13 protein-coding genes are annotated in these 12,364 nt (G+C 58.6%); 7 read left to right on the forward strand and 6 right to left on the reverse strand.

The features are described 5' to 3' along the window. Positions 1–22 precede the first annotated feature (22 nt). Entirely contained in the window at positions 23–1,429 is a 1,407-nt protein-coding gene (locus tag GWQ27_RS01610) for a sigma-54 dependent transcriptional regulator (protein WP_058393571.1), read from the reverse strand. A 152-nt stretch (positions 1,430–1,581) separates the two neighbouring features. Beyond that, positions 1,582–2,388 (reverse strand): FKBP-type peptidyl-prolyl cis-trans isomerase, encoded by an 807-nt coding sequence (fkpA, locus tag GWQ27_RS01615; RefSeq protein ID WP_011899028.1) that lies wholly within the window; start codon positions 2,386–2,388, stop codon positions 1,582–1,584. A gap of 119 nt (positions 2,389–2,507) precedes the next feature. On the opposite strand from fkpA, the gene GWQ27_RS01620 reads away from it, so the two are divergent. Together GWQ27_RS01620 and GWQ27_RS01625 are read left to right on the forward strand one after the other, a co-directional pair. Next, positions 2,508–3,476, forward strand: a complete 969-nt coding sequence (locus tag GWQ27_RS01620) for a PQQ-binding-like beta-propeller repeat protein (protein ID WP_275906520.1) — start codon at positions 2,508–2,510, stop codon at positions 3,474–3,476. A 14-nt stretch (positions 3,477–3,490) separates the two neighbouring features. Next, positions 3,491–3,706 carry a SlyX family protein gene (locus GWQ27_RS01625; protein WP_005311800.1) on the forward strand — a complete coding sequence of 72 codons (216 nt, stop codon included), beginning with the start codon at positions 3,491–3,493 and terminating at the stop codon, positions 3,704–3,706. 73 nt (positions 3,707–3,779) lie between these two features. Here GWQ27_RS01625 and GWQ27_RS01630 read toward each other — a convergent pair whose 3' ends face one another. Further along, entirely contained in the window at positions 3,780–4,409 is a 630-nt protein-coding gene (locus GWQ27_RS01630) for a peptidylprolyl isomerase (RefSeq protein ID WP_275906521.1), read from the reverse strand. A 154-nt stretch (positions 4,410–4,563) separates the two neighbouring features. Continuing rightward, entirely contained in the window at positions 4,564–4,770 is a 207-nt protein-coding gene (locus tag GWQ27_RS01635) for a YheV family putative zinc ribbon protein (RefSeq protein ID WP_034523471.1), read from the reverse strand. 39 nt (positions 4,771–4,809) lie between these two features. Here GWQ27_RS01635 and GWQ27_RS01640 point away from each other — a divergent pair, with 39 nt between their 5' ends. The 3 genes from GWQ27_RS01640 to GWQ27_RS01650 all read left to right on the forward strand — a co-directional run bounded on the left by GWQ27_RS01640 (position 4,810) and on the right by GWQ27_RS01650 (position 7,632). Continuing rightward, a complete protein-coding gene (locus GWQ27_RS01640; protein WP_275906522.1) occupies positions 4,810–5,496 on the forward strand; it encodes a hypothetical protein in 687 nt (228 codons plus the stop codon). 182 nt (positions 5,497–5,678) lie between these two features. Then, complete coding sequence (locus GWQ27_RS01645) at positions 5,679–6,578, forward strand: chemotaxis protein (RefSeq protein WP_111589477.1); 900 nt, start codon at positions 5,679–5,681, stop codon at positions 6,576–6,578. Positions 6,579–6,648: 70 nt separating this feature from the next. Beyond that, on the forward strand, positions 6,649–7,632 hold the full coding sequence (locus tag GWQ27_RS01650; RefSeq protein ID WP_275906523.1) for a hydrolase: 984 nt from the start codon (positions 6,649–6,651) through the stop codon (positions 7,630–7,632). Here the strand turns inward: GWQ27_RS01650 and GWQ27_RS01655 are convergent. Then, positions 7,614–8,765: a membrane-associated sensor domain-containing protein gene (locus tag GWQ27_RS01655; RefSeq protein ID WP_345893529.1), complete on the reverse strand. Its 1,152-nt coding sequence runs from the start codon at positions 8,763–8,765 to the stop codon at positions 7,614–7,616. The genes GWQ27_RS01650 and GWQ27_RS01655 overlap by 19 nt on opposite strands. 89 nt (positions 8,766–8,854) lie before the next feature. Between GWQ27_RS01655 and GWQ27_RS01660 the strand changes: the two genes are divergently transcribed. Continuing rightward, complete coding sequence (locus tag GWQ27_RS01660; protein WP_275906525.1) at positions 8,855–9,097, forward strand: YheU family protein; 243 nt, start codon at positions 8,855–8,857, stop codon at positions 9,095–9,097. A 503-nt stretch (positions 9,098–9,600) separates the two neighbouring features. Here GWQ27_RS01660 and GWQ27_RS01665 read toward each other — a convergent pair. Beyond that, positions 9,601–10,947 (reverse strand): UDP-glucose/GDP-mannose dehydrogenase family protein, encoded by a 1,347-nt coding sequence (locus GWQ27_RS01665; protein WP_275906526.1) that lies wholly within the window; start codon positions 10,945–10,947, stop codon positions 9,601–9,603. Between the two features lie 280 nt (positions 10,948–11,227). Between GWQ27_RS01665 and arnB the strand changes: the two genes are divergently transcribed. After that, the gene (gene arnB / locus GWQ27_RS01670; protein ID WP_275906527.1) at positions 11,228–12,364 is read left to right on the forward strand and encodes a UDP-4-amino-4-deoxy-L-arabinose aminotransferase; all 1,137 of its coding nucleotides are present in this window, start codon (positions 11,228–11,230) and stop codon (positions 12,362–12,364) included.

The raw sequence follows: 12,364 nt of genomic DNA on the forward strand, positions 1-12,364 counted from the left end.
AGGCGCGGCCTCAGTCCCCTGCTCAGGCCAGACTCGTCTCTTCCCAGCCCTGCTTTTTGCGATAGATGGTGGAGGGACTGATCTCCAGCAGTGCCGCTGCCTTGGGGATGTTGCCGTCACAACTGGCGATAGCCTGCTCTATGGTCTCTTTTTCCACCAGCCAGAGCGGGCGTATCGGCGCGTTGAAAGAAGGCAAGGTGGCACTGCCAGCAGTGGCCAGCGGCGCTGTCGCGGCCAGCATGCTACCCCGACTGCCATTCAGCGGCGGTGGCAAGATGTCAGGACTCACCAGCTCTCTGTCGTTGAGCACCACTATGTTGCGCACCACGTTTTGCAGCTCGCGCACGTTGCCAGGCCAGGGGTAATCGAGCAGCACCCGCGCCGCCTCCACATCGAAATCCTTGAAGCGCTTGTTCTCTTCCTTTGCGTAGCTCTGCAACAGGTTACGCGCCAGCAGCAGTATATCCTCGCCGCGCTCGCGCAGCGGTGGCAGGCTCAGCGGGATCACGTGCAGGCGGTAGTAAAGATCTTCACGAAAACGCCCCGCCTTCACCTCCACCAGCGGATCCCGGTTGGTGGCGCAGACAAAGCGCACATCCACCGTCTCCAGCTTGCCGCTGCCGACCCGTTGCAGGGTGCCGGTCTGGATGAAACGCAGCAGCTTGCTCTGCAGGTCGAGATCCATCTCGCAGATCTCGTCCAGGAACAGGGTACCGCCATCAGCCAGACTGGCCGCCCCCTTGCGATCCCCCTGGGCGCCGGTGAAGGAGCCCTTGACGTGACCGAAGATCTCGCTCTCCATCAGGTCATGGGGAATGGCGGCGCAGTTGAGCGCTATGAAGGGTTGCTCGCTGCGCGGGCTGCACTGGTGAATGGCCTCTGCGCACACCTCCTTGCCGGTGCCGCTCTCCCCCGTGATGAAGACGGTCGCCTTGCTCGGCGCCGCGCTCTCTATGATGCGATAGACGGCCTGCATCGGCATGGAGGCACCAATAAAACCGGCGAACGAGCTGCGTTCGAAATTCTCCCGATACTGGGCCACCAGCGAACTGAGTTGCTGATGTTTCAGGGCATTGCGGGCAGTGGCACAGAGCCGCTTGCCGTCAAACGGTTTGGTCAGAAAGTCGAAGGCACCGAGGCGCATCGCCTCCACCGCCACATCCACGGAGCCGTGAGCGGTGATCACCACCACGGAACAGGGCAACTGCTGTTCGGTGATCTGCTGCAAAATGTCCATGCCGGACATGTCGGGCAGTTCAAGGTCGAGCAGTACCACAGGTGGCGGACTGGTCAGCAGCTGCGCCAACGCCTGCTGACCACAATCGGCCAACAGCACCTCATAGCCATCCTGGGCCAGATACTGTTCATAAACCACCGCCAGACTGCGGGTATCTTCCACCAACAGGACTCGAGGTTTGCTTTCAGCCACGGGAGCCATCCTTGCGATTGATTTCGTTGTCTATTTCAGGTCTTGCCCGCCATGTTACCACAGCTGGCGCAGCCTCTCTTTTATCCCGCCATTCGCAGGGAGATACAAGTAAAAACGGCTCCCGAAGGAGCCGTTTTTTCAACGATGGGCGCTTACTTCTTGGCGTTGTCGCCATCAGCAGCCGGCTTCTCGATAGCCAGCAGCTCAACATCGAACACCAGCACGGCATTGGCCGGGATGGAACCTGCACCGTGCTCGCCATAAGCCAGCTTGGACGGCAGGAAGAACTTGAACTTGGAACCGACCGGCATCAGCTGCACGCCTTCGGTCCAGCCAGGGATAACCTGGTTGAGCGGGAAGGTAGCGGGCTCACCGCGATCGACGGAGCTGTCGAACTTGGTGCCGTCGGTCAGGGTACCGGTATAGTGAACCTTGACGATGTCAGTGGCTTTCGGCTTGGCGCCGTCACCCATCTTCTCGACCAGATACTGCAGACCAGATTCGGTGCTCTTCACACCTTCTTTCTTGGCGTTGGCAGTCAGGTACTCTTCACCCTTCTTCTGGTTATCCACGGCATCCTTGTCAGCCTTGGCCTTGGTCAACTCGTTGATCTTGGCATCGTACTGCTGCAGAACCTTCTGGATCTCCTCGTCAGTCATGCTGGCTTCTTTACCCAGACCGTCGGTCACACCCTTGAGGATGACGCTGTTGTCCAGTTTGATGCCGAGTTCCTGCTGACGTTCCAGGGTATTGGCGATATAACGACCCATGGAGAGGCCAATTGCATAGCCGGATTGCTCTTCAAAGCTCTTGGCATCAGCCTTGGGGGCCTCTGCCGGCTTGCTGGCTTCTGCCTTGACCTCTGCGTTGTTCGCAGCCGGCTTCTCATCTTTTTGGCAAGCAGTCAGACTCACGGCAACCGCCGCAGCCAACAGGGACACCTTCAGAAAATTGTTCATCAGTTTCTCCAAAACTCTAAATACCGCTCTCGGTTCCTTCGTGAAATGAGAGGTTTATCGTGATAAGCGCCTTATACTAACGCCGTGATCGCAGGTAACGAAAGCATGAGACAGGAAAAATGATAAAAAGTGCCATTTATCTCATCGGTATTTGTCTGATACTGACCGGTTGCGAGCAGAGCTCCCGGCCGGGCCAACAAGTCACACTCGCCAATCAGGGTCTGCTGAGTGCAGACCTTGCCAGCGATGGCAAGCAGGCCATCGTCTCCAGCCTGGGACAGGGCACTGTCGTGTGGGACCTGGAACAGGGCAAGGAGCGCTGGCGCTGGCGCCAGTCAGACAATCAGGACAACTTCGTCATCGTTACCCGCTTCTCGGCAGACAACAGCCATGCGGTGACCGCCACCCTGGATACCTTCGCCATCTGGCGCCTGCAAGATGGCCAGTCCCAAGGCTACTACTCGCTACCTGAATCCAAACTGAGGGACATAGCGCTGTCGGCCAATGGCCGCCAGGTGCTGATCGGGCGTGAAGATGGCAAGGCGGAGGTGGTCGATACCCGGAGCGGCCGCCGGCTGCAATTTCTCGGCCACACCGAGCAGGTCAATACGGTGGATCTCTCCGCCAATGGTCGCTACGCCCTCACCGGCGGCAACGACTACAGCGCCTATCTGTGGGATACCCGCTCAGGTCAGGTGGTATGGCGTTTCAACCACGCTGGTCGGGTGGTGATGGCAAGGCTCGATCCCCAGGGCCGTTTCGCCTTCACAGCGGACAGCCGCCAGGCCAGCATCTGGGATCTCAAGACAGGCAAGGAGGTGAGCCGGTTGCAGTTCGCGCACCGCTTCGAGGTCTACACCAGTGCCCGCTTCGTCAACGACGGCAAATGGCTCATCACGGGCGCCCCCTCCCGCCAGCTTTCCCTGTGGCAGGTGAGCGATGGCACCCAGCTGCAAAGCTGGCTCGTCTCACCCCATCCCAAGGTGAAACCGCCGAGTGCAGTGGTCTACGGCGTGGCTTTGCGCGACAATAGTCACCTTGTCAGCGCCAGTTCCAGTGGTCTGGCCGAAATCTGGACTATCAAGTAAGGACCTAAAGGCCCATGAGTCAGCAACTTAACGATCGCATCGAAACCCTGGAAAGCCGTCTCGCCTTCGCCGAATACACGGTGGAACAGCTCAACGACGAGGTCACCACCCAGGGCCGTGAGCTGGATCGACTCAAGCACCAGATCCAGCTGCTGGTAGATAAACTGCAAAGCGTACAACCTAGCCAGATTGCCAGCATGGCCGAAGAGACGCCGCCCCCTCACTACTGAGCGGTTGTCTCGGCACCATAAAAAAACCCGCGATAAACGCGGGTTTTTTATCGGGCCAGGCCCGGGGCACAGATCAGTGCTGGTGACCCTTGCCACCGCAGCCGCCGCCACCGCAGCAACCGCCATGACCCTGCTCATCGCCATGGTCATGACCGTGATCGTGGCCACCACCGCAGCAACCACCGTGCTCATGGCCGTGATCGTGGTCATGGTCGTGACCATGATCGTGACCACAACCACCGGCACCGTGAACGTGGCCGTGAGCCAGCTCTTCGGCAGTGGCAGCACGGACGTCCTTGATCTCGACCTTGAAGCCCAGGGTCACGCCAGCCAGCGGATGGTTGCCATCCACCTTGACGAACGCTTCGGACACTTCAATGACGGTAACCGGACGGTGACCATCGTCAGTCTCGGCCACAAAAGTATCCCCTTCAGACACTTCCATGCCGTCAAACAACTCGCCAGGTACTTCTTGCACCAGGGTTTCGTCGTATTCGCCATAGGCCTGGCTCGGTGCCAGAGTAAGGTCGAACGCCTCACCCACGCTACGGCCTTCCAGCTCGGCTTCGAGGCCAGAGACCAGATAACGGGTACCGTGCAGATACACCAGAGGCTCTTTACCGACAGTGGTGTCGATGACTTCACCATGTTCGTCAGTGACTGTGTATTCCAGCGTAACCACGCTCAGGGGAGCTACTTTCATGTCAGGGATCCTGCGGATAGAAAAAAACGGGCTCAGAATACCTCAAAAAGGTGGCCAAGCATATGGTCGGGCCCCCTCCGTCATGATGAAAAAGTCATCACTGCGAAACGGGATGAGCCTGACTTACGCCCCTTTTCTGGTACTGCTGATAACCTCACTCGGGACGAAACACCCCTATGACCTGTTCGGTCTCACGGGTTAGCTTGTCCACCTCGGCCTGCGTCTGCACCTGGGTATCCCCGCAGTCGACGCAGGTCACCTTCTCGACTCCATGCTCCATATACAGCATCATGGTGTCCATTTTGCCGCATGCTGGGCACACAGCGCCGGCAATGAAGCGTTTTTTACGTCTGGTTTCCATTTTTGTTACCTCCAGGCAGCATCATATCAGGGTTTTTACATGCATCACGCCATCGAATGTCAGCATTTTTCCTCCCCTCACCTGCAGGTTGGCGGCCGCAAACGCGTGCCGTTGGGCCAGTTGCTGCGAATAACCCGGGGCGGGGCGCTGCTGCGACTCGGCCAGCATGAATTGCTGCTGACAGCGGGCAACAGTTTCTGGCTCTGCGCCGATGCCCTCGCTGCCTTCAGCCCGCTGGCAGGCTGCCATTATGATTTGCTGACTTGTTCCCCGCGGGTTGCCCAACCTGCACAGGCAGGCTGGTTGCACCCGACACCGCTACTTGATGCCCTGTTCGACAGCCTGGCCCAGTGGCAACGCCCACGCGACTGGCAAGGGGCCTATGGTTATCGTCTGCAGGTGATGCTCGACGAGCTTCAGGCCTGCCCGCTCGCGCAACATGGTGACCAGATGCTGCAAGGCGCCTGGCGGGCACTGGCAGGCCAGCAAACGGGCAGTGACGCCGCCTGGCAGGCGTGCCTCTCCCAGCGAGGCATGACAGATCCGGGCCTAGCGGCCGATGCCCTGAGCGCCCAGTGGCAGCTGCTGCAAGCTGTGCGCCTGCTCAAAAGCGGCAGCAAACGGGAACAGGTGATAGCCAAGCTCGGCTACCGGGACGAAGAAGCTCTCGCCCAAGCGTGTCAGCACTGGCTTGGCGCCAGCCTGGACCAGCAAGTACCCGCCTGATCTCCCCTGATTGCCATGACCCGCACAGACACGCCATAGGGTCAGCAAGGTGAATAAATGGGTGAAATGAGTCCAGTTTTACGGCGCGCGGTCGCTAATAACGGGAGGGCCATTTCGCCTATAATCCTTTATGCTAGGGGCCTGAATTGACTGATACCGTTTTGACTCACAGGACATCTGCCATGAAAAGCAAGGCCAACCAATCCCAGGGCATGTTGCTGTTTCATCTCTCGGCCAAACAATCCTTTGCCATCGGCACCCTCAAGGTAAAGGAGATAGTGCCTTACACCCAGCTCACGGCCATGCCGCACTCGCACCCGACCGTGCTCGGCGCCGCCAGCATGCGGGGCACCACAATCCCGGTAATCGACATGGCCATGGCGGTGGGTTATCGCCCTATCAGCAAGGAGGAGATGCCGAGCTGCTTCATCATCATCACCGACTGTCGCCGCACCCTAGTGGGCTTTCTGGTGCGCGGCATCGACAAGATCACCGAGTGCAACTGGCGCGATATCGAGTCCCCTCCCGCGGCTCTCGGCCATAACGTGTTCGTGACCGGGGTGACCCGGGTCAACGACCAGCTGATCCAGTTGCTGGATGTGGAACTGATACTGTCACGGGTCTACCCAGACGACCCCAGCCACCTCTATCCTGTGCTGACCGATGTGCAGCGGGAGCGGATCAAGCCGATGCGGATCCTGCTGGTGGATGACTCCTCCGTCGCCCGCCGCCAGCTGATGGCCGCCCTCGACTACATAAATATTCCCTACGAAGTCTGCACCAACGGCAAGGATGCACTTTCACTGATGCAGGCTCGCGCCAGCCAGAAGACCCCCATCGACATACTGGTGAGCGACATAGAGATGCCGGGACTCGACGGCTATGAACTGGCCTTTGAGGTGCAAAGCGATGCGACGCTGGCGGGTGCCTACATCATCCTGCACACCTCGCTCTCCAGCGAGATCAGCGTGGAGCGTGCCCATCAGGTAGGTGCCCACGAAGCGCTGACCAAGTTTGAGGCCAACGAAATGGTCCAGGCCATGTTGCGCGGTGCCGAGCACCACGACAGCCTGCTGGCCTGACCAAAATCGGCGAGAAGCGTCCCTTCTCGCCGTGCTTTTCATTGCCCTGATACCTGCTTCGGACCCCATCATGCTCATAGAGAGTCACTTCCATGCCCCATGGTGGGCGCGCAATCCCCATCTGCAAACCATATTGCCAAAGTGGTTGCGACGAGCCCCCGCCCGTTTCGTGCCTGAACGTTTTGAACTGGCAGACGGGGACTTCGTCGATCTCGCCTGGAGCGGTGACATCAGCCAGGGGGAGCGGCCACTGATAGTGCTGTTTCATGGCCTGGAGGGGAGCATCCACTCCCACTATGCCAAGGGGGTGTTTGCCCATCTGCAGCGCCAGGGAGACGAGGCGGTACTGATGCATTTTCGCGGCTGCAGCGGCGAGCCCAACCGCCTGCTGCAGGCCTATCACTCCGGTGCCATCGAGGATGCACAGGTGCTGATCGCCGAGCTGGGGCGGCGTTTTCCCGGCAAGCCGATGATCGCCATCGGCTATTCACTGGGGGGCAACATGCTGGTCAATCTGCTGGCGCGGGCCTGCCCGAAGGAATTGAAGGCAGCCGTGGTGATCTCGGCACCGCTACAGCTCGACAGCTGCGCCGATCGGGTCAATCAGGGATTCTCGCGGGTGTACCAAAACTATCTGCTGCGCACCATGCGCCATAACCTGCAAAGCAAGATCCGTCGCCAGGCCGAGGCGGGCAAACGCTGGCAGCCGCAGCAAGTACAAGCGATTGCTACCCTGCGCGACTTCGACGAGCAGGTCACGGCTCCCCTGCACGGCTTTGCCAGTGCGGACCACTATTACCAGAGCTGCTCGGGTCTGGGGCTACTGGCACGCATCCCCATTCCTACCCTGGTGATCCACGCCGCCGACGATCCCTTCATGACGGATGCCGTGATCCCGCGGCCGGAGCAACTCTCACCCATGGTGCGTTACGAGTTGAGTCGGCGGGGAGGCCATGTGGGCTTCCTGCACGGCACGCCCTGGCGGCCCCGCTTCTGGCTGGAGGAGCGCATCAGCCAATGGTTGCAGGAGCAGACTCAGGAGGCTATCAGGTAGCCGTTGCGGCCCGTTTCCTTGACCCGATATAGCGCCTCGTCAGCCCGTGCCAGCATGTCGGCAACCGACTCATCTTCACGCCACAAGGCAATGCCCTGACTCACAGTCACATTGGGGGATACCTCTGACTGCGCATGGGGAATGGCGCGGGCAGCCAGGGCGGCGGCGATCCGCCTGGCAATGTCTGCGGCGAGCAGGGTATCGGCGCCGGGCAGCAGGATCACGAACTCCTCCCCACCATAGCGAGCCACCACATCGGCTGGCTGTCGCACCGCCTCACGCAGGCAATCCGCCACCGCAATCAGGCAGGTATCCCCTTGCAGGTGACCGTAGTGGTCATTGAAGCGTTTGAAGAAATCCACATCCAGCAGCAGGATGGCAAAGTCACCATGCTGCTGGCGCACCTCGGCCAGGATCTGCTCGCTGACTCTGGTAAAATGGCGCCGATTGGCCAAGCCGGTCAAGGGATCCTGTTTGGCCATGCCATCGAGCTGACGGGCCAGCGCCAGATTCTCGTGTTCCCGAGAGACCGCCAGCACGAACCAGCCGTTCAGCATGCGCCGCCCTGTCTCCAACAGTATGACGAGGCAGCCCACCGCCAGTCCGTGCACAATGGGAAACGGCACCCTGACAAACAGGGCTTCCAGCAACAGAAAGAGCAAGGGTGGAACGCTGAAACAGTAAAACAGCCGCGCCTCGCAATAGAGGGCGATCAGCGCCGTCATCAGCAGCAAGCTGATAAGGTCGAACGCCAGACTGAAGCCCCCCCTCAGCTCAACCAGGGCGATGGCATAGCCAAACAGTGCCCAGGCAAGGCCCCACAACAGCGCCCCGGCGCACAAGCAGGGCCGCCAGAGCGCCAGCGGCTGCCTCGACAACCAGCGCCAGCACAAGGGAAACAGCAGGCAGGCCAGGGTCATCAGGGCAAGCTGCATCTCATAATGCCAGGGCAGTATGCGGGCAACCACCAGATGGGCATCCTGATAGACATAGAAACGGGCAAGCAGGAACAGGAGTGCCAGCTGGTTGACGGCCCAGAACCAGAACAGCCCCTTGCTCAGGGCATGGCGGCGCGATTCGCACAGATGGTGATCAAAGCGAGTGGAGAGGCGACGTTGCTCATCAGTCAGCATGATCACACCCGCTTGCAGCCCGATAAACTCCTTGCGCTCGCTGACAACCAATAGACAATATCCACACGTTCGTAACTGAAGATGACCCCATGATTATCCCCTGGCAAGACTTGGACTCCGATACCCTCAGCAACCTGCTCGAACACTTCGTCCTGCGGGAAGGCACCGAGTACGGTGAGCATGACGTCAGCCTGGCTGACAAGGTCGACGAGGTCAGACAGCAGCTGAAGCAAGGTCTGGCCGTGATCGTCTACAGCGAACTGCACGAGAGCATCAACATAGTGTCAAAAGCAACCTTCAGCAGCGCACCGATGGACGATATACCGGAATAGCCAGGTGATTGCCATCCCAATCTGGGCCTTGCCAGCGCAACTGGCATGATGGCGCGACAAACCTGACAGTTCCCGCCCGGGGTCAGGCCTTTATACCGGACATAAAAATGGCCCGCCGAATCATCGACAGGCCATTTGGGGCAAGTATGAGTACCTTTACAACCATGTAATTAAGCGAACCACACCTTCCGAATAAATAAATTCTCACGGATGAAAAACAGATAAATAAGATGCCTGTCATCCCGGGATAAACCTGCCCTCATATTTTCCGGCCAGGGGATAATCCATGGCAATTACATGAGTATAAAAAAGCGTTCATATCACCCTATTTACAAGATATGACCATGCCATAACCTTATAGAATTTCACGCTCATAACGCTATTCAGCCAGGGTCAACTCAAGGTGCATCTCTGTTTATTTGTCATGTCAAAACCGGCCCTGCTGGTTGGTAAAAAGACATGGGTGAGATGAGCGATAAATTTTCATTCAACGCCCGCCTCCATTATCTATTTACCGACTCGCCCCGCCCAATACCATAGTAATGAAAGCCATGATCCCGCATGCGACCCGGATCAAACAGGTTGCGGCCATCCACGATCAGCGGTTGCTTCAATGCCTGCTTGATGGTGGAAAAATTGGGGGCTTTGAAATGGTTCCACTCGGTGCAGATTACCAAGGCATCGGCCCCAAACACGGCGGCCTCCTTGGTCCCCATCAGCCTCAGGTTGTCACAATAGCCATAGAGCTGCTGGGTCTCCTGCATGGCTTCCGGATCATAGGCCTGCACTGTGGCGCCAGCACGCCAGAGGGCCTCCATCAGGGCACGACTCGGGGCCTCTCGCATGTCATCGGTATTGGGTTTGAATGCCAACCCCCACAGAGCGATCGTCTTGCCTGCCAGGGATTCCCCCTGGGCGCTGAAGAAGTCTGACAGTATCTCGTAGAGTCGCGATTTTTGCTGCTCGTTGATGCGCTCCACCGCCCGGATCAGCGGCGTGTCATATTGCAGTTCCTGGGCTGTTGCCAGCAAGGCTTTGACATCCTTGGGGAAACAGGAGCCGCCATAGCCACAGCCAGGGTAGATGAACTGATAACCGATGCGCTGATCCGACCCTATCCCCTGACGCACCATCTCGATGTCGGCCCCGACCCGCTCGGCCAGGCCAGCCATCTCGTTGATGAAACTTATCTTGGTGGCCAGCATGCAGTTGGCGGCGTACTTGGTCAGCTCGGCACTGCGCACATCCATGAACAGGATGCGGTCATGGTTGCGATTGAACGGCTCGTAAAGCTCGCGCATCAGCTGGCGGGACACCTCGTTGCGAGTGCCGACCACGATGCGATCCGGCCGCAGACAGTCCTGGATGGCGGAGCCCTCCTTCAGAAATTCGGGGTTGGAAACCACATCGAAGGCAAACGACTTGTCCAGTTGCTGCTGAACCAGCTTCACCCTGGCTGTCACCTTGTCGGCTGTGCCCACCGGCACGGTCGACTTGTTGACTATGATGACGGGCTCATCACGATGACGAGCTATGGTGTCAGCCACCTCCAGCACGTGGCAAAGATCGGCAGAGCCATCTTCTCCCGGCGGGGTGCCCACCGCCAAGAACTGCACCTCACCGTGCTTGACGGCCAGGATTGCATCCGTGGTACATACCAGGGCACCACTCTTGATATTGCGCTGGAGAAGCGCCTCCAATCCGGGTTCATAGATGGGAACCTGACCAGCCATCAAGTCAGCCACCTTCTGTTCATCGACATCGACACAGATAACCTGATGACCAATATCGGCCAGTACAGTGGCCAACACCAGCCCCACGTAACCACTTCCAAATACAGTAATGTTCATATTGATACAACCAGAATGTCAGAGATGATGCAGTGTTGAAAAGTGAGCATTTTTCGGATTTTAAATATTTACCACACCCCTATAAATGGTCGCAGCGTTTAATTGTTACCAGCTGTTTCTGCCCCCTTGCCATCCCGCTTTTATATGGATTTTGACAGTGAATTGTTACCAGCTGTTGCTGAGCCATTGCGGGGCCAATTTTATATACGCTATGTTGAAATTAATGTTTAAGGCCGCCTGTTCTGATGGGCACTGATTAATATTCATTGTTGGATCTCTTATGCAAGACTTTCTGCCATTTTCGAAGCCAGCCATCGGCGACGCCGAAATAAGCGCTGTCTGTGAGGTGCTGAAATCGGGATGGATCACCACGGGCCCGAAGGGTCACGAACTGGAACAGCAATTCTGTGACACATACGGCTGCCAGCATGCCGTCGCCCTCAACTCTGCCACCGCTGGCATGCACGTCACACTGATGGCGCTGGGCATAGGCCCGGGGGATGAGGTGATTACCCCGTCACAGACCTGGGTGTCCACCATCAACCTCATCACACTGCTCGGCGCCGAACCTGTTTTTGTCGACGTGGACAGAGACACACTGATGACCAGCGCAGAGCTTATCGCGCCGCTCATCACAGTCAACACCAAGGCCATCATTCCGGTTCACTACGCCGGCGCCCCCGTCGATCTGGACCCTATTCTCAAGCTGGCCAGACAATACGACATCCCCGTCATCGAAGACGCCGCCCATGCCATTGGCACCCGCTATCGGGATCGCTGGATTGGTGCCACCGGCACCGCCATCTTCTCCTTCCATGCCATCAAGAACCTGACCTGCGCCGAAGGGGGCATGCTGGTGACCGATGACAAGGCGCTGGCGGACAAGGTACGCATGCTCAAGTTTCATGGTCTCGGGGTGGATGCCTTCGATCGCATGACGCAGGGCCGCAAACCGCAGGCGGAGGTAATAACGCCGGGCTTCAAGTACAACCTGACCGACATCAACGCCGCCATCGCCCTGGTCCAGCTGGCACGCCTGCCCGAGCTCAATGCCAGACGCGCCGGGCTGGTCGCCCGTTATCAGGAAAAACTGGCAGGGCTGCCGCTGGCGCCACTCGCCATCCCAACCTATCCCCATCTGCACGCCTGGCACCTCTTCATGGTGCGGGTCGACCCCGAGCGCTGCGGTCTCGACAGGGATCAACTGATGCAGGCGCTGCAAGAGCGCGGCATCGGCACCGGCCTGCACTTTCGCGCCGCCCATACCCAGAAATATTACCGCGAGCGCTACCCCGCCCTCAGCCTGCCTCATACCGAGTGGAACTCATCGCGCCTGTGCACACTGCCACTCTTCCCGGACATGACGCTGGCCGACGTTGACCGTGTGGTCGCGGCACTCACCGACATATTGGAGTAA

Origin of the sequence: Aeromonas sp. 5HA1 (assembly GCF_029237245.1) — a bacterium.
In the GTDB taxonomy this organism is placed as follows: Bacteria; Pseudomonadota; Gammaproteobacteria; order Enterobacterales; family Aeromonadaceae; genus Aeromonas; species Aeromonas salmonicida.